This is a genomic window from Halobellus inordinatus, from assembly GCF_024498335.1.
In the GTDB taxonomy this organism is placed as follows: Archaea; Halobacteriota; Halobacteria; order Halobacteriales; family Haloferacaceae; genus Haloquadratum; species Haloquadratum inordinatus.
In genome coordinates, this window is record NZ_CP101825.1 from 2247486 (window position 1) to 2273405 (window position 25920).

The following is a 25920-nucleotide window of genomic DNA, read 5'->3' on the forward strand; positions in this document are numbered from 1 at the left end:
GTTTCGCCGCGCCGTCGAGATGGCTGGAGCACCACAGCGTGCGCACGGACGCGACACCTTCTTTCGGTTCCCCCCCGTCGGTGGACTCGATGGCTGGTCGGCACGAGGAATCCGGAGCGAAACGCGGCTGGCGGGCGCGGCTTCGCCGCCCGTTCCCCGAGCGCTGGGTGGCGTACTATCTCGGCAACGGCGCGAGCCTCGGGTGGCTCCTCGTCGTCGACGGGGCCGCGTTCCTCCTGGGGGTCAGTTTCTACGTCCACTCGGACCCCTCGCTCGCAGACCTCAGTTCGCTCCTGTACCCGCTGTTCGGCGACTCACCGACGGCGCTCGCGCTCGCGACGCTCTCGGTCGCGACGCTGCTTCCCAACCTCGGACGCCGGCTCTCGGAGGCGCCGTCGAACCGACTGTTGACGGTCGTGCACACGCTCGCGTTCGTCTGGCTCGTGAAGTACGGGCTCTGGACGGCCGTCGCGCTCAACCTCCGGCCGGATCTCTACTTCGGCTTCACCCCCGCCCTGCTGTGGGAGTACTGGGGCATCCTCATCACGCACCTGTTCTTCCTCTTGCAGGCGGCGGTGATCCCGTACTACGGTAAGACCTCTCGGGAGGCGCTGGCGGCGGCGCTCGTCTTGCTCCTCGTCAACGACGCCTTCGACTACGGGTTCGGCTTCTACCCGCCGCTGCGATACGATGCGGGCGCTCTCTTGGCGGGAATCACCGTCGCGCTCTCGTTTCTCGTCGTCGGGTACGCCGCCTGGACGTTCGACCGCAACGACTCGCGCTGACCGGGAAAAAGCGGGCGAGCGTCCACCGTACCCGAAAATGCGTCAGCGTCTTACGTCTCCGAGATTTACCTTCGGTTATGGACTCTGCGGTACTCCTAGATCTCCTCGGGAACGAGAACCGGCGGCGCATCCTCCGGCTCCTCTCGCACAAACCCTGTTACGTCACCGAGATCAGCGAGTACCTGGGGGTCAGCCCGAAGGCCGTCATCGATCATCTGCGACGGCTCGAAGAGGCCGGCCTCGTCGAAAGCCGCACCGACGACCAGCGGCGGAAGTACTTCCACATCGCGCGGAACCTCCGATTGGAGGTGAGCGTCTCGCCGTATCGTTTCGGTGCGAAGAGCGCCTATCCGGCCAGCCGGAGTCTCGACATGCGTGGCCGCTGTCAACACATCTCACTCGACATCCCGGGCGAGCAGACGGGCTGTGAACCGAGCGAGGAACGCGAGCGCGACGGCGACGACGACCGGGAGCAGGCAGCCAATGGGCCGATCGAGAGCGGCGCAGACGCGCCGCGGGACCTCGACGAAATCCGGCGGCGCGGCAGCGACGCGGGCGGTGTCGACAGCGACGACGACGTCGCCTCGCTCGCACGCCGGTACGCGTATCTCGAAGACGTCGAGAGCGAACTCTCGCTGGCGCAGCGGTGGGTGCACGGGCGCGTGACCGACGTCCTCGATCAGTTGACAGAGCAGATCGGCGCGGAGGCCGACAGCCGATTCTACGCCGAAGTGCTTGCCGCCATCGCCCGCGAGACGCGGAGCGCCCGCGAGGTCGCCCGCGAACTCAACGCCAGCCCCGAGCGGGTCGAGACCGCGCTCGATCGGCTCTCCGAGCGCGGACTCGTCTATCACGACGGGACGGGCTGGACCGTCAACTGATACCGAGACCGCGTCGCACTCACTGCTCGTGAACCCTGCCGACCCACTCGCTTTTTTCGCTCGGGGTCGAGAGCACGGATATGGACGAATCAGAACTCGCCGCCCGCATCGATCACACGGTCCTGGGGCCGACGACGACGGTCGACGACGTCGAGCGCGTGCTCGACGAGGCCATCGAACACGGAATGAACGCGTGTATCCCGCCGTGCTACGTCGCTGAAGCGGTCGCGTACGCGCCGGACGTCACGCTCGCGACCGTCGTCGGCTTCCCGCACGGACAGCACTCGACGGCCGCAAAACACGGCGAGGCCGTCGACGCCTGGCAGACCGGCGCGGACGAACTGGATATGGTTCTCAACGTCGGGCGGTTGAAAGCGGGGGACGACGAGCGCGTCGCGGCGGACATCGCCGAGGTCGTCGCCGCCGTTCCGATCCCGGTGAAGGTCATCCTGGAGACGGCGCTCTTGACCGACGACGAGAAACGCCGCGCCTGCGAGGCGGCAGTCGAGGCCGGTGCCGACTTCGTCAAGACCTCGACGGGGTTCGCCGACGGCGGGGCCACTGTCGCAGATGTCGAACTGATGGCGGAGTACCTGCCGGTCAAAGCCAGCGGCGGCATCGGCTCCTACGAAGACGCGATGGCGATGCTCGACGCCGGTGCGGAACGGATCGGCGCGTCCTCGGGGGTCACGATCCTCGACGGCGCGCCCGAGGCGGCGGAGGAGTCCTAGAAGCGCCTCTCATAGTGGTCGGAACTGTGCAGAGTTTCTCGCCGTACCGTTCGGCGAGGATCTCTCGGACTTCCGACAATCCGTATCAGTCGTCGCGCATCTCGCCGAGTCGGTCGACGAGCGCGTCCGTGTCGACGTCGGACTCGACGTTGACGTCGCCGTCGTGGTCGTGCTCGTGGACGTTGACCGCTTCGCTGTCGTCGTCCTCGTCGGTCGTCTGCTCTTGCTGCTCGGATTCGTCGTAGCTTCCGAAGCCCATATCCTAACATCCCGCCCGCCGGTGAAGAACCACACGAAGCAAAGAGCGCGCGTGAGACGCTCTCACTCAAGGCACTACTCGGTGCCGATCACTCAAGATCCCCCTCACTACCGAACAGTCGTCCAATCGCCGCACCAAAACGTTTTGACACCGCTTTGTGTTGGTCGACGTAGATGATGATCGGTCGGTGGAAGCAGACAGCGAGTGGGGCGAGCATCGCGTTTCTCGGACTCGTCTTCGCGTCCGTGACGCTCTTCGACGTCTACGAGGACTACGCGCTGCAGGCCGACCCGCTCTATCTCACCCTTCTGGAGAACGCCGCGCCGATCGGACTGGACCTGATTCTCGTCGCCGCGGGGGTGACTCTTGCGAGACGGACGGACGTGCAGACGGCGTTCGTCGCGCGGACCACGACGTGGAGTTTCCTGGGCGCGCTCGTGATGCTCGCGATCACGCTGTGGGTGTATCTCTTCCAGGTCGTCCAAGGCGAGATCAAACCGCACATTGTATTCAGCCACGTCGTCGCGATGGGCGCGGTCGCTGGCCTCGGTGTCGGCGTCTACGACGGCCAGCGCCGCCGACGCGAGGAAGAACTCGAAGTCGAACACGACAAGATCTCGGCGCTCTTCGACAATAGCTCGGAATGCATCGCCGAAGTCGAGTTCGTCGACGACACTCCCGTCGTCCGCGCGGTCAATCCGGCGTTCCAGGAGGTGTTCGGGTACACTCCCGGGTCAGTCGAAGGGAAATCGCTCGACGACGTCGTCGTCCCGCCGGGAGACGAGCAGCGAGCCAGCGCGATCAGCTCACGAGCGCAACGCGGCGAGCGGTTCGAGATCGAGGAGCTGTTCCGGCTGACGGCATCGGGTGAAGTCCGCGTCTTCCGCCTCCAGGCCATTCCGTTCGAGGCGGCCTCCGCGGACACTGACGGGTACGCCGTGTACACCGACATCACTTCCGAGCACCGCCACGAACGGCGTACGACCGCGCTCCACGAGGCGACGCGTGAACTGGTGACAGCCGGCTCCGTCGAGGGGATCGCAGACGCTGCCGTCGACGCCGCGACCGAGATTTTGGACCTCGATTTCACCGGGATCCACCTCTACGACGAGGACTACGGGGAACTGCGTCCGGTCGCATACTCTCAACAGGTGGCCGAGGTCCTCGGCACTCCCCCGACGTTCGGCCCGGGCGATGCGATCGCCTGGAACGTGTTCGAGAGCGGCACACCGCGATACGTCAGAGATCTCGCGGCGTCGGAGGAGGCGTACAACGAGGACTCGACGCTTCGGAGCGAACTCATCGTCCCGCTCGACGACCTGGGCGTGCTGTTGATCGCCGCGCGGCAGCCCGGTGCGTTCGAGGAGTCGGAGTACTCGCTGGCGAAGATCCTCGGGGCGAACGTCGCCGCCGCGATGGAGCGTGCAGAGCGGGAATGCCGGCTCGAAGAGCAGAACGAGCGGCTGGAGACGTTCACGAGCATCGTCTCACACGACCTCCGTAATCCGCTGAACGTCGCCGACGGCTATCTCGAACTGGCGCGCGAGGGCGACGAGGCCGCGTTCGACCGCGTCGACGAAGCGCTCCGACGGATGGACGAACTGACCGAGGACCTGCTCACGCTCGCGCGGCAGGGCGAAGCCATCGACGAGGTGCGTGAAATCGACCTGACCCAGGTCGCGCGGCGGGCGTGGACCAACTCAGCCACGGCGGACGCGACGCTCCACGTCGACGGCGCAGACGCGATCGAAGCCGATCCCGGCCGACTGCAGCAGCTGTTCGAGAACCTCTTCACGAACGCCGTCGATCACGGCGGCGACGACGTCGCCATCCGTGTTGCGTCGATAGACGGCGGCTTCACCGTCGAAGACGATGGACCAGGGATCCCCCAGGCAGAGCGTCACCGGGTACTCACCGAGGGGTACACTACCGAAGACGACGGCACAGGATTTGGGCTCGCAATCGTCGAGGAGATCGCCGACGCGCACGGATGGACGGTAACGATCGACGAAAGCGACTCCGGCGGCGCGAAATTCGAGTTTTCCACCGGCTGCTCATCCGCCTGAGCCCGAGTCGGTGGCCGCGTGCTGATGGGACCGACCTGTACGCACCGCGGATCCGTGGATTCGGTACGTCGGAGGGTCTCCAGCGACCGGGACGACGACTGCGCGCCGTCGACGCCCAATTCCGTCGAAATCGCCTTCGTCAATCGTCTAAAAGCCGATTCGAAAATATGGAGTTATCCCGCTGGAGTGCAGTCACCGAGGTAGACTCACCCACAGGACAGTACTATGTCTGGAAAATACGACCTCGTAATCGTCGGCGGCGGCATCAGCGGGGCATCGCTTCTCTACACGACTGCAAAGTTCACCGACATCGACTCGATCGCGCTGATCGAGAAGGAACCGGAGATCGCGGCGATCAACTCCCATCACACGAACAACTCCCAGACGCTGCACTTCGGCGACATCGAGACGAACTACACCTTAGAGAAGGCCGAAGGTGTCAAGACGGGCGCAGAACTGCTCGCGGGCTACCTGGAGAATCACGATCCCGACCGCGAGATGCACGCAAAGCGCAGCAAGATGGTCCTCGGGGTCGGCGACGAGGAAGTCGAAAAGCTCGAACAGCGCTACCACGAGGACGGCTTCGGCGACCTGTACCCGAAGCTGCAGCCGATCGGTCGCGACGAGATCGCAGAGATCGAACCGAAGGTCGTCGAAGGGCGCGACCCCGGCGTGGATATGCTCGCGCTGCAGACGCCCGACGGCTACGTCGTCGACTACGGCGAGACCGCGAAGTCCTTCGTCGAACTCGCCCGCGAGGAGTCGAACGTGGACGTGTTCACGGGCACGAAAGTCGAAGACGTCACGAAGAACACCGAGGGCTACACGCTCACGACGCCGCAGGGACCGTTCGACTGCGACGTCGCGGTCGTCGCCGCCGGCTCGCACAGCCTCCAGATCGCGAAGGAACTCGGCTACGGCGAGGATATGGCGCTCCTGCCGGTCGCCGGGAGCTTCTTCCTCGCCGACGACAGCCTCCTGAACGGCAAGGTCTACACGCTGCAGATGAAGAAACTGCCGTTCGCGGCGGTTCACGGCGACGCGGACGTACACGACGACAGCATCACGCGCTTCGGGCCGACTGCGAAGCTCGTGCCCGCGCTCGAACGCGGACGGCTCTCGACCGTCAGTGACTTCCTCGACGTGTTCGGGCTGAACGCAGCGTCGTTCCTCAGCTACGCCAACATCCTCGCCGACCGGATCCTGCTCCCGTACGTCCTCACGAACCTGCTGTACGACGTGCCGGAGGTCGGCGCGCGGTCGTTCCTCCCCGAGGTCCAGAAGGTCGTCCCGAGCGTCGAACTCGACGACATCGAGCGCGCGAAGGGCTACGGCGGCGTCCGCCCGCAGATCGTCGACACGAGCGCGAAATCGCTGGACATGGGCGAGGCGAAGATCGTCGGCGACGACATCGTCTTCAACATCACGCCCTCGCCTGGCGCGTCGACCAGTCTGAAGAACGCGATGCGCGACACGAAGACGATCCTCGACTTCTTCGAGGCGGACTACGAGTTCGACGAGGACGCCTTCCGCGCGGACACGATCGAGAACTTCCCGCGCGGGGAGTGAGGCGCGCGTCGACGCCGATCTAAACTCCCGCGTTATAGGGATTATCGTCACTGTTCGGAGATTCTCGCCGTACCGTCCGGCGAGACATCTATGGAGACGTACGATAACCCCTATAGTTCTGCGGCCCGAGATAGCCCCACGCCTGGAGGCGGTCGCCGTCGCCGTCGATCCACCGCTCGCCGATGTCGTCGCGGTAGTAGCAGTTCGGGATCACGATGTCGTCGACGCGTCCGTAGCACTGCTCGCGGGCGGCCTGCATCGTTTCGCCTTTCCCAGTCACGACGAGTGGCATCCCGCTCTCGCCGGCGGCGCGCCACTGGTCGTCGACCCGCTTCGTGTCTTCGAGATGGATGCCGCGTCGATCCGGGGTGTCGAAGACGATCGCGGCGTTGCGCGAACTCTCGTCGTAGGTTTTCCGGTCATCGAACGGGAACGGGGGCAACACGACGCGGACGCCGACCTGGAATCCCCGGTGCGTCACGAGGTCGGGGTCGTTCCCGCGAGCGAGAGCCGCGAAGAACTGTCCGGTGGGTGACTCGAAAGACTCCTCTTGGAGCGCGATCGTCGGATAGCCGAACCGCGGCGTGAACTCGAGGGGGAAGATCCCACTCTCGTTGACGATGCAGTTGAGGTCGATGCTCCCGACGTAACCCTCGCCTGCGAGCCAGCCTTCCAGCTTCCCGAGCGTCTCCTCGAACAGTTCGTTCCGTTCGCTCCAGAACATCGAGGTCCCCATCTCGCCGGTCGAGGGGCCGATGTTGCCCGGAAACAGCTTCTTGTGCTCGAAATTGAAGTTCACGCGGTCGACGAACCGCTCGCCGTCGAAGAAGCCGCAGACGGCGACCTCGACGCCCTCGACCTTCCGCTGGAGTTGGAAGCCCTTCATCCGGTGGCCCCACGCCTGCTTGTACGCGCGGAGGACGTCGACGACGTCGCTGCCGTCGTCTTCACTGCCGACGTACAAGAGCCGCTTCACGTTCTGGACTTCGCCGAGCGGCTTGATGACGTATGCGGCCGGATTCTTTTGCACGTGTTGAATGGCCGCGTCGAAATCGTAGAAGACGTGGTGTTCGACGGTGTTTACGCCGTGTTCTTCCAGGATGTCCATCGCGTACCCGCGGTCCGCTTCGAGGCGGTCCGTATTCGGCGTCCCGCCAATCACGGCGTGGCCGTCCGCGCGAAGTTCCTGCGCGAGCTCGCCGGTGCCGACGTCGGAGCCGACCCAGATGTCGTCGAAGACGATCACGTCGGCCCACTCGACTTCGGCGCGCCAGTCGTCGGTTTTGGGGACGAAGCCGTCGCCGATCTCGCGGTCCGCTTCGGCCTCGATGTAGTACTTCACCTCGTGGCCCTCTCGGTGGGTCTGCCACGCGAGGTCCGTGACCAGGGCAGCATCGGCCGAGACGAAGAGAAATCGCGCTGGGTCCATAGAGGAAATTTCGGTCGGGATCAACTTGAGTGTGTGCAGTGGTGTCACGGGTCGTCCGGCGGTATTAAGAAAGTCGCTACCGAGATGTAGCCTGATGGTAGACCTTCGACGCGTCGCCCTCGACATTCTGAAACCACACGACCCGTCGATGCTGGAGTTCACGGAACGAATCGCGGCCGTCGAGAGCGTCGACGGCGTGTCCACGTCGCTCATCGAACTCGATCAGGAGGTGCAGAACGTCAAAATAACCGCGGAGGGGACGAGCCTCGAGTACGACGCGATCGAGGACGCGATCGAGAGTTTCGGCGGCACCGTCCACTCGATCGACCAGGCCGCCTACGGCGAGTACGTCGTCGAAGAGCGGCGGACGTTACAGGACGACTGACTCGACGTGTCATCGACACGCCGCCTCCTTCGGGAACTGCTCGGGCGAGAGGACGTCCTCTCGATCGCGCGACGGTACTTCGTCTCGAACGGCTTCGACGGGACCCTGACGAGCATCGGCGTCATCGTCGGCGCGGTCCTCTCTGGGATTCCCGACGGCCTCACCGTCATCAAGATCGGCCTCGGCGCTGCGGTGGGGTTGGGAACCTCGGCGATCTGGAGCGTCTGGGAGATCGAGCGCGCCGAGACGACCGCCAAGATCAAACGCATCGAGCGGGCGATGCTGACCGACCTCGACGACACGCGCGTCCAGCGCGAACAGCGGGGTGCACGCGTCGTTCACGCCGCAGCCAGCGGTCTCGGTCCGCTCATCGGGGTCTTGATCCCGCTCGTCCCGTTCACCGTCGAGGGGACGATGCTCTCGATGGCAGAAGCCGGCGTGGCCGGGGTCGCGCTCGGGATCGGGATCCTGGGCGTCTTCGGGGCGTATATGAGTTCGATCTCGGGGCAGCGCTGGTACGTTTCGGCGATCCGAATGGCGCTCGCGGGCCTCGTGGTCGCAGTGATCAATCTGTTTCTGCCCGGCTGAGTGAGGCCGGGTTGCCTCACGCAGACTCTGTCGAGTCCGGCTCCGTATCCTCCGCCCCCGACTCCGGCGCTGAGTCCGACTTCGACGCCATATGGTGCTCTATGTCGTGACGTCGCGTCAGCCACCCGACCAGGACGAGAAGCGGCGCGCCGAGGACGAATACGACCCCCAGCAGCCCCCAGTCCGCGAGGCTGAGCGGGACGGTCCCGAAGTAGTCGTTCAGCGGCGTGTACAGCACCGCCAACTGGAGCGCGAGCGACGTGGCGACCGCACCGGCGAGCCAGCGGTTCGTGAGGACGGGCGTCCCGCGCGCCCACCGGACCACGTACAACTTCACGAACTCGAAGCCGACGAAGCCGGTGAAGACCATCGTCATCGCATAGGGCGTGACCGACGGCGCGCCGTCGAGCGTGTAGAACAACAGCCCGAGTAGCAGGACTGTCGCCGTCAGCCCGGCCCCGGCGATGAAGCCTCGCATATCGGCGTCGATGATCCCGACCACTCGCTCTCGGGGCTGGCGCTCCATCACGTCGCCAGCGGGGTCGGTGCCGAGTGCGAGCGCCGGCAGCCCATCGGTGAGGAGATTGATCCAGAGCAGTTGGACCGCCGGGAGGACGAGATAGCCAAACAGTGAGCCGATGAAGACGACCGCGACCTCGGCGGCGTTCGCACTCAGCAGATACGCGACAAACTTCCAGATGTTGTCGAAGATCATCCGCCCGCGCCGGATCGCGTTACGGATCGTCGCGTAGTTGTCGTCCAGGAGGATGATGTCGCTGGCCTGTTTGGCGACGTCGGTGCCGCGGACCCCCATCGCGATGCCGACGTCGGCGTTCTTGAGCGCGGGGGCGTCGTTGACGCCGTCGCCCGTCATCGCGACCGCGTGGCCGTTCGACTGCAACGCGTCGAGTATGCGGACCTTGTGCGTCGGTTCGGCCCGGGCGAACACGTCCACCTCCTCGACGCGCTCGCGCAGGGTGTCGTCGTCGAGGGCCTCGACCTCCTGACCAGTCAGGACGTCCGACTCGATACCGACCTGTGAAGCGATAGCGCGCGCGGTCAACGCGTTGTCGCCGGTGATCATCTTCACGTCGATTCCGGCGCGGTGAGTGTCGGCGATCGCTGATTTGACTTCCTCGCGCGGCGGGTCGATCAGCCCCTGCAGGCCGACGAACACGAGGTTCGATTCGGGTCCGCCGTCGTCGTCGCGGTCTTTGTACGCGAACCCGAGGACGCGGAGCGCCTGCTCGGCGAACGCGTCGATCTGCGCTTCGACCCGCGCTTTCGTCTCCTCGTCCATCTCGACGGGGCCGTCCGGACCGAGGACGCGCGTCGACCGCCCGAGGATCTCCGTGGGCGCGCCTTTGACGTAGACGGCATCGTCGTGGATGGTCGCCATCCGCCTGCGCTCGGAGGTGAACGGCACTTCGTCGCGGCGGGGACGTTCGCTGCGTCGGCTGTCGACGTCCAACCCCTGGGCGGTCGCGGCGGCGACGAGGGCGCGCTCTGTCGGGTCGCCGTCGTCGATCGTCGCGTCGTTGCAGAGTGCGCCGATCTCCAGCAGTCGTTCGAGACGCTCCTCGTGCACCGTGGCGTCGGAGTTGGTCGCGTCCGCGGCGTCGTCAGCGGTCGGTGCGCCGACCTCGAACTCCTCGTCGAGGACCCACGCGGCCCGGACGCGCATCTCGCCCTCGGTCAGCGTCCCGGTCTTGTCCGTGCAGACGACGTCGACGGCCCCGAGCGCCTCGACGGCCGGTAGCGTGCGGACGAGCGCGTTCTCGCCGGCCATCTTCCGCACCCCGAGCGCGAGCGTCAGGGTCACGACGGCCGGCAGTCCCTCGGGGATGGCCGCCACCGCCAGCGAGACGGCAGTTAGCCCCGCCTGGACGAGCCCACGCCCCTGGAAGACGAGCAACGGAACAATCAGCGCCGACAACCCCACGACGCCGATTCCCAACCGCTTGGCGAGGCGGTCGAGGTCGCGCTGCAGGGGGGTCTGGGGGTCTTCGGCTCCGATTAGCGCCGTCGCAATCTCGCCCATCTCCGTCTCCATTCCCGTCTCGACGACGACGGCAACGGCACGGCCGCGGGTGACGTTCGTCCCCTTGTAGAGCATACTTTCGCGCTCGGCGAGCGGCGTCTCGGCGTCGACCGGATCGGCGTCTTTGCCGACGGGAACGCTCTCGCCCGTCAGCGCCGCCTCGTCGACTTCGAGGTTGTGGGCTTCCAGTAATCGGGCGTCGGCGGGAACGACGTCACCCTGGGAGACGAGCACGACGTCGCCCGGAACGAGGTCCGTCGCTTCGATCCGCTCCTCGCGTCCGTCACGTCGGACGCGGACGTCCGGGGCCGCCATCTCCCGGAGGGCCTCCAGACTCTGCTCGGCGCGGTACTCCTGGACGAAGCCGAAGATCCCGTTCAAGAGGAGAATGATCCCGATGAGAACGGCGTCGACGACGTGGCCGATCGCGAACGAGAGGATCGCCGCGACGAGCAACACCCAGATGAGCGCGCTCGAAAACTGCGCGAGGAAGATTCGGAGCGCGCCCCGACCGTGATCGCCGGTGATCTCGTTCGGTCCGACGTCGGCGAGGCGCTCGGCGGCCTCCCCGGGTGCCAGTCCGGCAGACGTCGTCTCTAACTCCTCACACACCTCGTCGCCGGAGCGGCTGTGCCAATCCATCGCTCGTCCGTAACGTCGCAGCACCGACATATATACTGTGTGCCGTGTGACTGCACAGCACGCTGCAGCGACGGCGACGCGTCCCTGCCGCGCTGGCGCGTCCGATCTCCCCCGACAGGTGGAAATTCTCGCGATCGGAGGTGGCTTTTTGGTCTCTGCCCGCGCCTCTGGAATGTATGACGACGTACGTACTCGCAACCAACCACGTCGACACGAGCGCGAAACTCTGCGATTACCTTCTCGATCGGGTGTCGGGGAGCGACGAAGTACACGCGGTCAACTCCCTGCCCGGTGGCAGCGCGACCGACACCGACGACGTCCGCGACGGCGAGGAGGCGCTGAACGTCGTCTCCTCGCGACTCGACACGATCACGACCGTCGAGTCCCACCAGTTCGTCCGCGGCAACGAACCCCACGAGGACGTCCTCGAACACGCCGAAGAGATCGACGCCGACGAGATCGTCATCGGCATCCGGAGGCGCAACCCGACCGCGAAAGTGGTCTTCGGCAGCACTGCACAGCAGATTATGCTGCACTCGAACCGACCGATGGCGGTCGTCCCGCTCGTCGACGTCGAGTAAGGGGGCTTATCGTAACTGTTCGGAAATTCTCGCCGTATGGTCCGGCGAGGAATCTATGGAGACGTACGATAATCCCTATAAGCACAGTCGACGCCAGCGGGGAAGTTCCCGTCTCGCTCTCGATTCACTTTTCGGCGTTGCTTTCGCTCTCCGAATCCTCAATCTCGCCGTCTCGCTCCGCGTCGAGAACTGCCTCGGCGAGCATCGGGATGAACGTCCCGATGTCTGTCACCATCCCGATGGCCTGGGAACTCCCGCGGTCGAGCAACTGCGTCACCGTCGCCGGATTGATGTCGACGCAGACGACGCGGGTCGTCGAGGGGAGGCAGTTACCGACGGCGACCGAGTGCAGAAGCGTCGAGAGCAACAGCACCAGATCGGCCTCTCTGGCCTGCTCGCGGATCGCGTTCTGCGCCTCGATGGCGTCCGTGATCGTATCCGGGAGGGGTCCGTCGTCGCGAATCGACCCAGCGAGCACGTACGGCACGTCGTTTTCGACGCACTCGTACATCACACCCTCCTCGATGAGTCCCTCCTCGACGGCGGGTCCGATTCCGCCGGCGCGGATGACCTCGCTGATCGTGTAGATGTGGTGTTTGTGGCCCTTCCGGGGGTGCTCCATCGTCTCCATATCCATCCCCAGCGACGTCCCGTAGAGGCCGCGCTCGATGTCGTGCGTCGCGAAGCCGTTGCCCGCCGAGAGCATATCGACGTATCCCTCCCGCACGAGGCGCGCGAGTTCGTCGCCGCCGCCGGCGTGGATCACTGCCGGTCCGGCCACGACGAGCACGGATTCGCCCCGCTCTTTCGTCGCGACGAGCGCCTCGGCGACGTCGTCGATCAACGACTCGGAGGGGCGCTCCGCGGAGACGCCGCCCTGCATAAACCCGAACGGGCCGGAGCCGTCGCGCGGTCGGTCCGGGGGCTTCACGCGAATCCCCGCCTCGTCGGTGACGACGAGGTCGCCCTCGCGGATCGCGTTCAGTACCTTCGTCTCGGCTCTGACGGGGTCGCCCTCGTCGCCCTCCTCGACGACGATGGCGCAATCCATCTCGATGTTCTCGACCGGCACCCACTCTCCGTCGTAGCGGATCTCAGTCGGGTGGTTGGTCGTCGAATAAAAGCCCTTGGGGACGACCTGGTCTTTCGGTGCGGGCGTGACGTGTGCGTCGACCGGGTCGGTGAGGTTCGCGCCGTTCTGGTGGAGTTCGTGGAGGATCTCCTGGAGCGTGTCGGCGTCGTCGGCACTGACGCTCATCCGACAGTAGGAAGTCTCGTCTTTGTGTCGTCCGACGTCGAACGTCTCGATCTCGAAGGAGCCGCCGAGATCCATCACGATGCCGAACGTGCGCTGTAGCGTCCCCGAGTCGATAATGTGGCCGTCGAGTTCGACCGTTCGCGTGGCGCTCATTCGGGCAACTGCGTTCGGGAGCTAAAAGACGGTTGCGGCGAGGCCAGTGACGCGACGTGCTGCAAACGACCCGGCGGATCAGTCATCCACCACGGCATCGAGGAACGCCAGGCCGTGGCCGACAGCCTGCTCGAAGCCGTCCCCGTCGTAGAGACCGAAGTGCCCGACCGGGAGTCGCAGGAGGGTCGCGTCCGCCACGTCCTCGGCGGCCGCTTCGATCTCCTCGACCGGGACGACGTCGTCGCGCTCGCCGCCGAGGAAGAGCACCGGGCAGGCGAGTCTATCGCGGTCTTCGCCGCCGGTGTGCCGCGCGAGCGAGAGGACCGAGCGTGCAGGCGTCTCGTTCTCCCACTCGCCGTCGCCGACGAGGTCGCGGTAGCCGCGATAGGCGCTCGGCGTGGCGACGAGTGCGAGGTTCCCATCGTCGCTGCTGCCGTCGTCGACGACCGGAACGGTGTGGGGACCGACGAGGAGTGATTGGACTCGGTCCCGGACGCCCGCGAGCGTCCCTCTGGCGAGGAATCCGATCCCTCGGGCACGGAGGAACGCCCGACCGGAGAGAATCGGCGTCTGGGAGACGACGGCTTCGATCCGCGGGTCGTCGGCCGCGACGTCGAGCACTGCGCCGCCGGAGAGATCCGTCCCCCAGAGGACGATTCGATCGGTGGCGACGTCGCCGCGGCCGCGCAGTCCGGCGAGCGCTGCTTCCCAGTCGGCGCGCTGACGCGCGGGCGAGAGGAGATTCCGCGGCTCGCCGTCGCTGTCGCCGGCGTGTCGAACGTCGAAGTGGAAGACGGCGTAGCCGGCCGCGGCGAGCCGTTCGGCGTAGCGGTCGAGCCCGAACGCGCTCGCGCCGACGAGGCCGCCGGTCATCACGACGAGCGCCGGATCCGCGGGTCGGTCGGGGCGGTACAGCCGCCCGACGCAGCGCTCGTCACCGCTGTGGAACGTCATCCTGACCGTCGAGAACTCGTATCTCGACGGCCGGTTTCGACGCGCGCGCTGGTCGGGCTCTGCGTCGTTCCACTCGCTGTTCGCGCCGGGACGGGTCACTGTTCGCCCTCCGCGAGGGTGTCGATGACGCGTTCGGAGAACGCCTCGCCGCTGATGTCGTAGTCTATGTACTGCCGAAACCACTCGGCCTCGGCATACCAGGTCCCCTGGACGTCGTCGTCGTGTCGGAGGACCGTCGCCTCGACGCGCGTGGGCTCCCAGTCGTCGTGTTCGGCGGCCTCGATGAACGTCCGAAGCGCACGGCCCATCTCCTGGTGGTTCACCGACACGTCTGGAAACGCCGTGAGATAGACCAATTCGACCGTCTCGCCGGTCGGGTCGACCGACTCGACGCTGATTCCGTTGGACCGAAGTTCGCCTTCGAGTCCGGAGATGACGTCGTTCATACGTTCCCCTTCCGCGTGGAGCGAGTAAACTGTTGTCGCGCGGACGAAACGTCGAACCCCACCGGCGACCCGTTCGGCCGAAATCCATTTTTTTCTCTGACCCCTCTAACGTACGTGACTTCCAGCCGTGCTCCTCTCGATTCTCTACGTCGACGACGACCCAGATCTGGTCGCGCTGGTGAAGACCTATCTCGAAGGCGACTCGACTGACGTCGACTGCAGTGTCTCGACGGAGACGTCGCCGACGGCCGCACTCGATCGGATTCGGTCGGCCGATTCGGACGTCGACTGCGTGATCAGCGACTACAATATGCCCGAGATGAACGGGATCACGTTCCTCGAATCCGTTCGCGAGAGTCGTCCCGAACTCCCGCTACTCCTGTTCTCCGGCGAGGAGACGAACGACGTCGCCGCAGAGGTCGTGCGAGCGGGCCTCACGGACTACCTTCAGAAAGGGATGGGCACCGACCAGTACACGATGTTGATCCGGCGCGTCGAACACGCCGTCGAGGGCGGGGGACAGTTCGACCCGGAGGCCCAGACCGAACTCGACGGCGTCGGGGTCGTCGGGACGGACGAACACTTCGAGGAGGCCGACGACACCTACGCGTCGTTCTACGGCTACGATTCCGACGACGTCGAGGGCAAGCACTGGACGGAACTGCACCCCGACGAGGAGGTCGAACACATCCGCACCCACGTCCTGCCGGTGGTCCGCCGTGGCGGCGGGTGGAGCGGCCGCAGTCGCGGTCTTCGCTCGGACGGGAGCACGTTCACCGAGTCGAAGATTGTGACTGCACTCGACGACGGACGACTTCTGATCGCCGTCTCGGAACTCGACGACTCCCAACTCAACACAGGCGGCTGAGGAACCGCACTACGCCTCTTGGACGCGGAGTTCTAGCCCCCACGTCGCCTGGACAGTCGGCTCCGCGTCCATCTCGGACTCCGGAGGCGCTGTCGACACCGAGTGCGTCCAGCGGTACGTTCCTGGCTCGTAGTAGCCCTCGGTTACGGGGTCGTCCCAGACCGAGTAGACGTACGTCTGCGACTCGCCGGCCGCCCAGACGCGCCGCGCACAGCCGTAGGCGGGGTAGCCGATCGGACCGTCGGGATCGTACTCCCAGCGACCATCGACGCGCGGTTCCGGTTCGTCGCGAGCGCCGTAGAGCCACAGCCCGCCGTTCTCGCTTCGGCCGCGAGATCGGTTGAACGGACGGCAACCGTCGACGCCGACGCTGAGTGCGCGTTTCGCGCCGAGATTTCGGGCGGTGAGAACGAGCGTCGCCGGATGTCGATCGGTGACGGTCGGCGTCGGCAGTTCGGCGTCGATCGCGAAGGCGACGTCGTCCGGGAGTGTACCGATATGGGCGATAGAAACGCGACGCGGGTGAGGATTCCCTTCGGAACCGAACGGGAACGACGAACGATCGAGACAGCCGGCGATCGAACCGACAGAGAGCGTCCCGAGCGCAGCGAGGGCCTGGCGGCGACGCATACGAGTCCGTCGCCGGAGCCACGCAAAAGGTCTTCTGCGTGGTGCGGTGACGGCCGGTGCTCATACTGTCGGACAGAACAATGTGAAGCGTATCGGCACCCCGTGGGTGCCAACATAGTTCACGAACTTCCGTCCGACAGTATCACACCTCGACGCGTAGCCCGTCGCGAGCGAAGCGCACGTCGCCGTCGTACTGTGACTCGATCGAGGCCAGCATCTCCTCGTGGCGGCCTTCGGTGTGTGGATAGAGGTGGGTCAGGTACACGCGGCCGATGTCGTGGCCCGCCAGCACCTCGCCGAGTTGCGACGGCGTCGGGTGATTCGAGACGTCCACGTCGTCCGGGAACGAACAGTCGTGAGCGAGAACGGCCGCGCCGTCGGCGAAGTTCGCGAGGCTAGACGCCGCCTCGCCGTCGCCGGAGAAGACGACGTCTCTCGATACGCCGGACGATCTGTCGCTCTCGCCGTCGCTCGCCGAGAACCGATACGCGAGGCAGTCCAGCGAGTGCACCATCTCCGTCGCCGAGACGTCGAAGCCGGCGACCGAGAACTCGGTCGGCCCGACCTCACGGACGCTCAGATCGACCCGATCCTGGAGGTAGTCGTGAACGTCGAGGAGGCCGTCGACGAGCGATTTCGTCCCCGCGGGACCGACGACTTCGAGGTACTCCTCTCCCGCCAGCCAGCGCGCCTTCAACAGCGGGAGGAGGTCCGCGACGTGATCGAGGTGGTGGTGGGTGAGAAGCACCGACGAGACGCCTTCGTACCCTACGTCCGTGCCCGCGAGTCGGTGGAGGACGCCGCTCCCGCAGTCGACGAGCAGCGAGCGGTCACCTGATTCGAGGAGGAGCCCCGTCTGCACCCGGTCGGGGACGGGCATCGCGCTTCCGGTTCCGAGGAAGGTGAGACGCATCGCCGGGGCTACGACGGGCGACCGGATAGTCGTTCGGGACGGGTCCGTCTCGAACTTCCGGTGGCAAACAGTCGGCACAGAGGGTGAACTCCCGCGTCGACGTGCCGAACGACCGCTGCCCGACGCGGGACAGTTCCTACGTCACGGGGTCGCTGGGCCCGTGATCGGTTATAAACCCACGTCGAGTCCCGGTCGGGGTTCTACCACCCGGTTCGGGCAGAACCCACTTACTCCTGGGCCCCAACCTACGGACGATGGTACAGAGCGGGCGTGAACTGCTCCGATCGGCGGCTGCAGACGCGGCGAGCGGCGGCGCAGGGAACGCCGACAGCGGGGCGGGCAACGGCGCCGCAGACGACGGAGATCTGGGGAGCGCCGACCCCTACGATTTCGATCCCGACTCCGTCGACATCGCCGACAGCGACGTCCTCGATCGGCTGGAACCTGCAGTACGGGAGTGGTGGGTCGATCAGTTCGGCCGCTACGTCCAACAGAACGGCGGGTTCTTCACGCCACCACAGCGCGAGGCGATCCCGCTGGTCGACGCGGGGACGAACGCGCTCGTCTGTGCGCCGACCGGATCGGGCAAGACGCTCGCGTCGTTCACGGCGATCCTGAACGATCTGTTCCGGCGGGGACGCGAGCGCGAGGACGGCCTCGACAACGCCGTCTACTGCCTCTATATCTCGCCGCTGAAGTCACTCGCGAACGACATCCACCGCAATCTGACCGTTCCGCTGGAGGGAATCCGCGATCGGATGGACGAGCGCGGGACTGACGTCGAAGTGCGGCACGCGATCCGTCACGGCGACACCGACTCCGCGGCACGGCAGCGGATGCTGGATGAGACCCCACACATCCTCAACACGACGCCGGAGACGCTCGCGATCCTGCTCAACGCGCCGAAGTTCCGCGAGAAGCTCCGATCCGTCGAGTACGTCGTCGTCGACGAGATTCACAGCCTCGCGGAGAACAAGCGCGGGACGCATCTTTCGGTCTCCTTAGAGCGCCTCGAAAATCTAGTCGAGACGTCGCCGACTCGCATCGGCTGTTCGGCGACGGTCGAACCGTTGTCGACGATGGCGGAGTTCCTCGTCGGCCGCGACGCCGACGGCGACCCCCGCGAACACGAGATCGTCGACACGCGGTTCGTCCGCGACTTCGACCTCCAGTTGGAGTGTCCGACCGACGACCTGATCCACACGCCGCGTTCGGACGTTCAATCGGGGTTCTACGACCGCCTCGACGAACTGATCCGCTCGCATCGGAACACCCTGGTGTTCACGAACACCCGTTCGGGCGCAGAGCGCGTCCTCGAAAACCTCCGGGAGCGTTACGATGGCTACGACGACGCCAACTCGGGCTGTCACCACGGCAGTCTCTCGAAAGAGCGTCGCCAGGCGGTCGAGGAAGGGCTGAAAGACGGCTCACTCGACGTCGTGACCACCTCGACGAGCCTCGAACTCGGGATCGATATGCCACACCTCGATTTGGTCGTACAGGTCGGCTCGCCGAAGTCCGTCGCCTCGCTGCTCCAGCGGGTCGGCCGCGCGGGCCACAGCCTCGGCGAGACTGTCGAGGGGCGCGTGATCGCACTCGACCGCGACGAACTCGTCGAGTGCGCGGTGATGCTGCAGAAGGCCGAAGACGGATTCGTCGATCGGGTGTTCGTCCCCGAGAAGGCCCAGGACGTCGCCGCTCAGCACGTCTACGGGATGGCGATCAACGCCGTCCGGCCCGAGCAGGAAGTCCTAGCGACCCTCCGCAGAGCGTATCCCTATCGAAACTACGCCGAGGCGGACTGGGAGCAGTTGCTTCGCTATCTGACCGCGGACTACGAGGGACTCGAAGACAAGAACGTCTACGCGAAGGTCTGGCGCGACACCAACGACCCGCCGTCGGGCGAGCACCACTACGAGGAGTTCGACGTGGGCGAGCACCTCCTCGGCAAGCGCGGGCGGATGGCGCGCGTCATCTATATGACCAACATCGGAACGATCCCGGACTCGTTCACCTGCGAAGTCTTGACCAGACAGAGCGAGGAGTGGGTCGGCACGCTCGACGAGAACTACCTCGATACGTTGGAGAAAGGCGACGTGTTCGTCCTCGGCGGCGATCGGTTCGCCTATCGCTACCGCCGCGGCTCGAAGGTGTACGTCGATCGGACGAACGCACGCGCGACGGTCCCTTCGTGGTTCTCCGAACGCCTCCCGCTCTCGTACGATCTCGGTCGGGAGATCGCCGCCTTCCAGCGGGACCTGCTCGATCGCCTCTCCGCCGGCGGACGGCCCGCCGCCCGGGAGTGGCTCCGGGGCTTCCCGGTCGACGAGAACGCCGTCCGCGCCATCGCGCGCCTCTTCGACGAGCAGCGCCGCTACGCCGGGGCAAAGAGCGTCGCCACCGACGAGCGTCTCGTCGTCGAGGAGGAACTCGACCGCGAGACCTACCGGCGGCACTTCTACGTCCACTCGACGTACGGCCGGCGGTTCAACGACGGCCTCTCGCGACTCGTCGCCGCCCAGTGTGCCCGCCGCTCGAACGCGAACGTCCAGATCGCCGTCGCCGACAACGGCTTCTCGCTGTCGATGCCGCTGAATCGGAAGGTGGACGTCGGCGCGATCCTGCGCGACCTCGACCCCGAGGCGGTCCGTTCGGAACTCCGCGCGTCGCTCGACGGCACGGACTTACTGAAGCGCTACTTCCGCATCGACGCCACCCGCGCGCTGATGATTCTGAAGCGCTACAAGGGCTACGAGAAGTCCGCGGCCGAACAGCAGGTCTCCGCTGAGATGCTGCTCTCTTTCGCCGACGACCTCGACGACTTCGCGGTGATAGACGAGACGTATCGGGAGCTAATCGAGGACAAACTGAACGTCGCCGCGATAGAAGACGTGCTGAACGCGGTCCGCGCGGGCGACGTCGACGTGGTCACGACGCAGGTCGACTCGCCGACTCCTCGCGCGTTCGGTCTCGCGACGCTGCTGGCGAGCGACGTCGTCCTCGCCGAAGACGAGAGTGCGGCGTTACAGGAGTTCCACGCGCGAGTCCTCGAAGAAATCGACGGGAACGTGGCGCGCGCATCGGACGGTGGAGAGCCCTCCAGCCCCGACTGAACTGGCAGACCCGCTGTGAACGGGAGTCGTTGCAGTCGTTCGTGACTGTTTAGGCGGTTCGACCGACAACTATCGACGATGGCCACTACGCCGTCCGTCGACGTAGCCGACCTCTCGCCGCAGGCCTGGCGACTCCTCCGCGTCGCCGCAGGCTACGAACAGCGGACGGTGGAACAGGAAGTCGACGACATCCTCCAGGCGCACGTCTCGATGCTCGAATCAGGAACGCGAGCGCTCTCTCAACCTCGTAAGCAGGAGCTTTTCGACCTCTATGCGGTCGAACTCGACGACGATCAGATCGAGGCGGTCGCGACGCACTTTTGATCGGACACGGGGGCAGTACACGCGGCCGAGACGGGGTAATCGCTCGCTCGTCGCTTTCGAAAATATTAATGATTCAGTTTCGCTAGAGCCGCGTATCAATGATACAGCTGGGTAACTCGCAAACACAGAAGCGACTGATACTGTTCGCGGTCGCGATCCTCGGCACGGCCGTGATTGCGGCCGCGCCCTCGCCGGAAGGGCTCTCGATAAGGGGGCAGTACGCGGTGGCGACGATGTTCTTCGCCGGTTTCCTGTGGGTGACCGGAACGCTCCCGCTGGCGGTGACGGCGGTGTCGATTCCGTTCGTCCTGACGGCGCTAGGCGTGTACGACGACCTCGACACCGCGCTCGTCGGGTTCGCCGATCACCTCATCTTCCTGTTCATCGCGGGATTCATGCTGGCGAACGCGCTGCAGAAGTACGACATCGACCGGCGCATCGCGCTGTGGATGATGTCGAAGATGGGCTCGTCGCCGCGGCGCCTCGTCGCGGCCGTGATGCTCGCGACTGCCTTCCTCTCGATGTGGGTCTCGAACACGGCGACGACGGCGATGATGACGCCGATCGCGCTCGGGGTTCTCACGCAGGTCCTGGGCCGCGAGGACGTCGCTGCCGCGGCTGCCGACCCCAGCGCCGACATCGACGCCGACGTCGCCACCGACGGAAGCACCGGGACTGTCGGAGTGGCAGATTCGTTCACCAACCTCCAGATCTCGATGCTGCTCGGCACCGCTTACGCCGCCAGCGTCGGCGGGGTCGGCACGCTCATCGGGACGCCTCCGAACGCTATTTTGGCCGCCCAGCTCAACGAGATTCTGGGATACGAGATCGGGTTCGCACAGTGGCTGCTGATCGGCCTGCCGATCGTCTTCGTCACGCTTCCGCTCGTGTGGTACATTCTGACGTACCAAATCTACCCGCCGGAAGTCTCGAACGTCGAGTCCGCGCGCGAGGAGGCGGCGAAATACCTCGAAGAGGAGGGTGCACTCAGTACGCGCGGCAAGCGCGTCGCGTACATCTTCACCGCGACGGCGGGGCTGTGGGTGCTCGGCGGCCTGGGCGATCTCGTCGGCCCGTTCCTGCCCTCGGTCTGGGCGACGACGATCTTCGGCGGCGGCGGGATGACCGTCTTCGGCGTCGAAGGCCACCAGGGCATCCTCTACTACGTGATGGTCGGGCTGGCGGCGATTCCGGCGCTCGTGCTTGCAGACACGATGGAGTGGGACGAACTGGTCGACATCGACTGGGGGACGATCCTCCTGTTCGGTGGCGGGATCGCACTCGCCGACGCGCTGGCCGCGACGGGCGCGACTAACTGGATCGCAGACACCGTCTTCAGTTCGCTGACGGGCGCGCCGATCGTCGTCGTGGTCGGCGTGGTCGTCCTGCTCGTCATCTTCCTCACGGAGATGACCTCGAACACGGCGACGGCGACGATCATCATCCCGATCCTCATCAGTATCGGGAGCGTCTTCGCCGCTACGCTCGGTCTCGCCGAGGTGTCGGCCGCGGTGTTCCTCGCCGTGTCGGGCGCGGTCGCCGCGAGTTTCGCGTTCGCGCTCCCGGTCGCGACGCCGCCGAACGCCATCGTCTTCGGTTCAGGCTACATCGAACAGCGGCATATGATGAAAGCGGGCGTCATCCTGAACCTCGTGATGACGGCCGTCCTCACCGGGCTGATCTGGCTTCTGTTCCGGTTCGTCTGGCCAGTCGTGCTCTGGTGAGCGCGAAAAGCAGCGTCGAACCCGCGTCCGCGTCCTACGCCTGATTCGATTCTTCGTCGGCCGACCACTCGCCGCCGACGCGGTCGACGCCCATCAGATCCTCGCCTTCGTGCTCGGTGAAGGATACCTTCAGATTCTCCTCGGGGACCGACCACGTGTCCGCTATCAGACCCATCACCGCGAGCGCGAACGAACGACGGCGTTCGAAGGATCGACCCTCGCGGATGTCAGCACTCAAGAAGCAACACGGCCCATCGACCGCGCGGCCGAGCGAGAGGTTCGCATCAGGATGCTCGCGGATCACCACGGCGACGTGACCCGTCGTCGTCGCCATCTCGTCGGCGTAGAGTTCCGTCACCGCGTCGGTGAACGCTTCTTTCTCCGCGTCGGTCGCGGACACCGTCGTATCGAACTGTAGCAGTGGCACGCCCACGCCTACGCGAGGAGTCGGATTATACTATTGGACAGTGCGACGACCTCGTGGACTGGCGATCCCAGCGCACGGGAGCACGCAGCACCGCAACGTGAGTCGCGAACGTCTGGCTCTGCTTCCCGTCGCGCTCAGCGCCGGGCCCACTGGAGGAGTCGCTCGTAGAACGCGTTCGAGGAGAGGGCCTCGGCGTCGCCGACGAGCGCGAGCGCCTTCTTCGCCCGCGTGAGCGCGACGTTGGTGCGGCGGAAGTCCTCGAAGATGGGCCCGTCGAGCGCGCCGGTGGCGACGAACGACACCACGATGACTTCCTTCGAGGAGCCCTGAAAGCGGTCGACCGTGTCGACAGTCACGTCCGTGCGGCGGGCGACCTCGGCGACCTGCGCGCGGAACGGGGCAATGACGCCGATGTCGTCGGGATCGACGCCGGCGGCGACGTACGCGTCGACGATCTCGGCCACCCGATCCGCCTCCACGGGGTTCGTGTTGCCGACGCGCTCGCCGTCGGGATCGACGAAGGCGACGGGATCTCGGAGTGCCGCTGGCAGCGACGCCTCGTCGATGCCGAGATCCGAGAGGCGCTGGGCCGCGACGGCACCGTTCGCCGGGCGGAGCGCGCCGTCGTAGAACTCCGTCGAGGAGAACGCCTGGATGCGCTGGGACATCCGATACTGGCGATCGAGCAAAACCGAGGCGTCTGGATGGGACTCGATCAGCCGCTCGAACAGCGACGTCTGGAGGTCGTTTTCGGCCTGGACGACCGGTGGGAGCTGCTCGTGGTCGCCGACGAGGACGAACCGGTCGGCCAGCGAGACCGCCGCGAGCGTTCCGGGCTCGGTCAACTGCGAGGCCTCGTCGACGAGCGCGACGTCGAAGGACTGCTCGCGCATCACGCGCGAACCGCAGGTGGCCGTCGTGGCGGCGACGACCGGCGCCTCGCGGAGCGCCGCGGCGCGCTCGTTGGGCTCTCCGCCGCGTTCGAGCCGCACGTCCATCATATCCTCGCGGACGCCGTTCTCGGTCCCGACGCGGACGACGTCCGCGACGCCCTGGTCGCGCACCGCTTCGAGCGCGTTGTCGACCGCGCGGTTCGTGAACGCAGACAGCAACACCCTGTCGCCGCGGTCGACCAGCGCGCGGACGATCTGTGCGATCGTGTAGGTCTTGCCCGTCCCCGGCGGGCCGTGGACGAGCGCGAAGTCTTCAGCGTTGACCGCCAGCCGCACCGCGCGGTTCTGTGCGTCGTTGTTGTCGACGTACGTCTCGGCCGCTCGGTCGGCGAACGCCGGGTCGCGACGGCCGAACACGGCGTCCTTTCGGTCGGGGTCGCCCTTCAGAATGAAATCGTGGAGCGCGGTGAGCATCCGGTCGACGCCGATCTCGGAGGGATAGACGTCGAGTCGACGGACGTCGAGCGGTTCGTCTGCGGTGATCACGACCTCCTCGCCCAACTCGCGGATCCGACAGAGCTCGGCGTGTCCGTCGACGGGGTCGCCGTCGCTCGCGAGCGCGACGTCGCCGGCGCGGAGTTTCGAGACGGCGTCGCCGGGCTTTCTCGCGCGGAGTTCCCACCGGCCGTCGTCGAGTTCCGTTCGCCCCGCGGGTTCGAGGTCGATCAGCGCTCGGTCGTCGTCGGCTCGCTCGTCGGCGGACTGCTCCCAGAGCTTCCGGTATTCGGCGTGGACCTCCCGGCGCTCGGCCTCGATGGCCTCGTAGAACCGATCGAAGTACTCCCGTTCCTCCGTGGGGACCGCGTTGCCGACCTGGCCGGCCTTCGACTCCTGGTCGAGGCGTCCCGAGACGACCATACAGGTGTCGCGCTCGAAGCAGTACTCGCACTTCGCGTCGGCCTCGTAGCCGGTCGGGACGTCGGCGTCGTACTCCATCGCGGCTATCTCGTTTCGCGTCCGGACGACGAACTGCAGGAGGCCGGTGCCGATCGAGAAGTCCTTGGCCGGCGAGAGGTCACCCGTCTCCTCGTTGCGCTCTAAGGCGGTGTTTTTGGTGTAGAGCAGTGTCCCCGTATCGGCGGGCACGCCGCGCTCGGAGAGGACGAGCGCGTAGGCGGCCGCCTGAATCTTGTCGTGGAAGCGCGGCTCTCGCTTCGTGTTCTTGCCGGTCTTGAGTTCGACGGGCATCCCGCGGCGGAGCGCGTCGGTGCGGCCCTTGATCCCGAACGTCGGCGAGATGAGAGTGTACTCAGAGCGCCACTTGTCCTCCTCGGTGAGCGTGCCCTGGGCGAGCCACCCCTCGATCGCGGCCGCGTTGCGACGCACCTCGTCGCGGACCTCCTCGGCGTCGTGACCGAGCAGTCCCAGTTCCAGGCCGGCTTCGTGGACTCGGTCCTCGATCGCCGTGTCGAGGTCGCGGTCCCGGAGCAGGTCGCCGAACACCTCGTGGACGATCGTCCCCTTGACCACCGGGTAGTTGAGCGGGATTCCCGAGAGCTTGTTCAGATAGTACATCCGCGGGCACTGCACCCACGAGCGCACGTCGGTCACGTCGACGAGGAAGCCCGGTTCGAGGACGACGTAGGACTCCCCGGTGGTCGAGTAGGTCGTCTCGCCCTGATACTCCGACTCCTCTACCCCCGTCGCGAGAAGTTCCATCCCGGCCTCGGCGTGCTCGACGGTGTGCGTCCACTTGCCCCAGAGGGTGAGTTGGACTGTCGCCGCGTCGGCGTCCACGTCGGTCTCATCCAGCACCGGCGCAGCACCGAGCGCGTCGCCGTCGGGACGGACCGTCACCTCCGCGAGCGAGCGCGTTCCGTAGGTCGTATCTACCTCGCGTTCGTCGCCAACGTCGACGATGCGGCCGCGCAGCTTCACGTAGCCTACCTGCGGGTCGGGCGGTAAGACGCTATCGGTCGGTCGGATTCCATCGTCGGCCCGGTCTCACTATCCCCCGCTCTCGCTGTCGACTGGACCTTACCGCCGACCGCGGTCCGGCGCCGGGAGGAACTCCGCCCACCAGCGGATCAGGAACCACAGGAGGACGGCTCCGAGCACGAGACCGGAAACGAAACCTGCGGCGACGAGTGTGAGCGATCCGCCGGCCTGGATGGCGATGAGTGCCCCCGAGAACGCGACGAGCGCGATAAAGCCGATCTTGAGTCGCTGGCTCGCGAGGTCGCGCTCCTCGTCTGTCATA

At 66.0% G+C, this 25920-nt stretch carries 23 protein-coding genes; 12 read left to right on the top strand and 11 right to left on the bottom strand.

What is annotated here, in order from left to right; translation table 11 throughout:
• The first annotated feature begins 89 nt into the window (after window positions 1–89).
• The 3 genes from NO362_RS11380 to deoC all read left to right on the top strand — a co-directional run bounded on the left by NO362_RS11380 (window position 90) and on the right by deoC (window position 2397).
• A complete protein-coding gene (locus tag NO362_RS11380) occupies window positions 90–785 on the top strand; it encodes a DUF1405 domain-containing protein (RefSeq protein WP_256545344.1) in 696 nt (231 codons plus the stop codon).
• A 77-nt stretch (window positions 786–862) separates the two neighbouring features.
• Window positions 863–1666 carry an ArsR/SmtB family transcription factor gene (locus NO362_RS11385; protein ID WP_256545345.1) on the top strand — a complete coding sequence of 268 codons (804 nt, stop codon included), beginning with the start codon at window positions 863–865 and terminating at the stop codon, window positions 1664–1666.
• A gap of 80 nt (window positions 1667–1746) precedes the next feature.
• Complete coding sequence (gene deoC / locus NO362_RS11390; RefSeq protein ID WP_256545346.1) at window positions 1747–2397, top strand: deoxyribose-phosphate aldolase; 651 nt, start codon at window positions 1747–1749, stop codon at window positions 2395–2397.
• 85 nt (window positions 2398–2482) lie between these two features.
• On the opposite strand, the gene NO362_RS11395 is transcribed toward deoC, so the two are convergent.
• Complete coding sequence (locus NO362_RS11395; RefSeq protein ID WP_121569301.1) at window positions 2483–2656, bottom strand: DUF5786 family protein; 174 nt, start codon at window positions 2654–2656, stop codon at window positions 2483–2485.
• Between the two features lie 173 nt (window positions 2657–2829).
• Between NO362_RS11395 and NO362_RS11400 the strand changes: the two genes are divergently transcribed.
• Both NO362_RS11400 and NO362_RS11405 read left to right on the top strand, forming a co-directional pair.
• Window positions 2830–4722 (top strand): ATP-binding protein, encoded by a 1893-nt coding sequence (locus NO362_RS11400; protein WP_256545347.1) that lies wholly within the window; start codon window positions 2830–2832, stop codon window positions 4720–4722.
• 225 nt (window positions 4723–4947) lie between these two features.
• Entirely contained in the window at window positions 4948–6291 is a 1344-nt protein-coding gene (locus NO362_RS11405) for an FAD-dependent oxidoreductase (protein WP_256289593.1), read from the top strand.
• Between the two features lie 88 nt (window positions 6292–6379).
• On the opposite strand, the gene NO362_RS11410 is transcribed toward NO362_RS11405, so the two are convergent.
• Window positions 6380–7720, bottom strand: coding sequence for a phosphoribosylamine--glycine ligase (locus tag NO362_RS11410; RefSeq protein WP_256545348.1), 1341 nt, complete (start codon window positions 7718–7720; stop codon window positions 6380–6382).
• Between the two features lie 94 nt (window positions 7721–7814).
• On the opposite strand from NO362_RS11410, the gene NO362_RS11415 reads away from it, so the two are divergent.
• Entirely contained in the window at window positions 7815–8105 is a 291-nt protein-coding gene (locus NO362_RS11415; protein ID WP_256545349.1) for a DUF211 domain-containing protein, read from the top strand.
• Between the two features lie 6 nt (window positions 8106–8111).
• Complete coding sequence (locus NO362_RS11420; protein ID WP_256545350.1) at window positions 8112–8693, top strand: VIT1/CCC1 transporter family protein; 582 nt, start codon at window positions 8112–8114, stop codon at window positions 8691–8693.
• 16 nt (window positions 8694–8709) lie between these two features.
• Here NO362_RS11420 and NO362_RS11425 read toward each other — a convergent pair whose 3' ends face one another.
• Entirely contained in the window at window positions 8710–11376 is a 2667-nt protein-coding gene (locus tag NO362_RS11425) for a cation-translocating P-type ATPase (protein WP_256545351.1), read from the bottom strand.
• A gap of 176 nt (window positions 11377–11552) precedes the next feature.
• Between NO362_RS11425 and NO362_RS11430 the strand changes: the two genes are divergently transcribed.
• Window positions 11553–11957: a universal stress protein gene (locus tag NO362_RS11430; protein WP_121569308.1), complete on the top strand. Its 405-nt coding sequence runs from the start codon at window positions 11553–11555 to the stop codon at window positions 11955–11957.
• 124 nt (window positions 11958–12081) lie between these two features.
• Here the strand turns inward: NO362_RS11430 and NO362_RS11435 are convergent, their stop codons facing one another.
• From NO362_RS11435 to NO362_RS11445, 3 genes are all read right to left on the bottom strand, one after another.
• A complete protein-coding gene (locus NO362_RS11435; RefSeq protein ID WP_256545352.1) occupies window positions 12082–13368 on the bottom strand; it encodes an ornithine cyclodeaminase, nickel-pincer nucleotide-dependent in 1287 nt (428 codons plus the stop codon).
• A gap of 78 nt (window positions 13369–13446) precedes the next feature.
• Window positions 13447–14421: a serine aminopeptidase domain-containing protein gene (locus NO362_RS11440; protein WP_256545353.1), complete on the bottom strand. Its 975-nt coding sequence runs from the start codon at window positions 14419–14421 to the stop codon at window positions 13447–13449.
• Window positions 14418–14768 carry a DUF8159 domain-containing protein gene (locus NO362_RS11445; RefSeq protein ID WP_256545354.1) on the bottom strand — a complete coding sequence of 117 codons (351 nt, stop codon included), beginning with the start codon at window positions 14766–14768 and terminating at the stop codon, window positions 14418–14420. The genes NO362_RS11440 and NO362_RS11445 overlap by 4 nt, the downstream gene beginning before the upstream one ends.
• 127 nt (window positions 14769–14895) lie before the next feature.
• Between NO362_RS11445 and NO362_RS11450 the strand changes: the two genes are divergently transcribed.
• Window positions 14896–15636 carry a response regulator gene (locus NO362_RS11450; RefSeq protein ID WP_256545355.1) on the top strand — a complete coding sequence of 247 codons (741 nt, stop codon included), beginning with the start codon at window positions 14896–14898 and terminating at the stop codon, window positions 15634–15636.
• A 9-nt stretch (window positions 15637–15645) separates the two neighbouring features.
• Here NO362_RS11450 and NO362_RS11455 read toward each other — a convergent pair whose 3' ends face one another.
• Together NO362_RS11455 and NO362_RS11460 are read right to left on the bottom strand one after the other, a co-directional pair.
• Window positions 15646–16266, bottom strand: coding sequence for a hypothetical protein (locus NO362_RS11455; RefSeq protein ID WP_256545356.1), 621 nt, complete (start codon window positions 16264–16266; stop codon window positions 15646–15648).
• 142 nt (window positions 16267–16408) lie between these two features.
• Complete coding sequence (locus NO362_RS11460; RefSeq protein ID WP_256545357.1) at window positions 16409–17179, bottom strand: MBL fold metallo-hydrolase; 771 nt, start codon at window positions 17177–17179, stop codon at window positions 16409–16411.
• Window positions 17180–17433: 254 nt separating this feature from the next.
• Here NO362_RS11460 and NO362_RS11465 point away from each other — a divergent pair, with 254 nt between their 5' ends.
• The 3 genes from NO362_RS11465 (at window position 17434) to NO362_RS11475 (ending at window position 22340) form a co-directional block, all read left to right on the top strand.
• Window positions 17434–20292: an ATP-dependent helicase gene (locus NO362_RS11465; RefSeq protein WP_256545358.1), complete on the top strand. Its 2859-nt coding sequence runs from the start codon at window positions 17434–17436 to the stop codon at window positions 20290–20292.
• Window positions 20293–20370: 78 nt separating this feature from the next.
• Entirely contained in the window at window positions 20371–20616 is a 246-nt protein-coding gene (locus NO362_RS11470) for a DUF8599 family protein (protein WP_256545359.1), read from the top strand.
• A gap of 98 nt (window positions 20617–20714) precedes the next feature.
• Window positions 20715–22340 (top strand): SLC13 family permease, encoded by a 1626-nt coding sequence (locus tag NO362_RS11475; RefSeq protein WP_256545360.1) that lies wholly within the window; start codon window positions 20715–20717, stop codon window positions 22338–22340.
• A 34-nt stretch (window positions 22341–22374) separates the two neighbouring features.
• On the opposite strand, the gene NO362_RS11480 is transcribed toward NO362_RS11475, so the two are convergent.
• From NO362_RS11480 to NO362_RS11490, 3 genes are all read right to left on the bottom strand, one after another.
• A complete protein-coding gene (locus NO362_RS11480; RefSeq protein ID WP_256545361.1) occupies window positions 22375–22767 on the bottom strand; it encodes a tautomerase family protein in 393 nt (130 codons plus the stop codon).
• 134 nt (window positions 22768–22901) lie between these two features.
• The gene (locus tag NO362_RS11485) at window positions 22902–25598 is read right to left on the bottom strand and encodes an AAA domain-containing protein (RefSeq protein ID WP_256545362.1); all 2697 of its coding nucleotides are present in this window, start codon (window positions 25596–25598) and stop codon (window positions 22902–22904) included.
• A gap of 99 nt (window positions 25599–25697) precedes the next feature.
• Window positions 25698–25919, bottom strand: a complete 222-nt coding sequence (locus NO362_RS11490) for a DUF8527 family protein (RefSeq protein WP_439331152.1) — start codon at window positions 25917–25919, stop codon at window positions 25698–25700.
• Window position 25920: the final 1 nt, after the last annotated feature.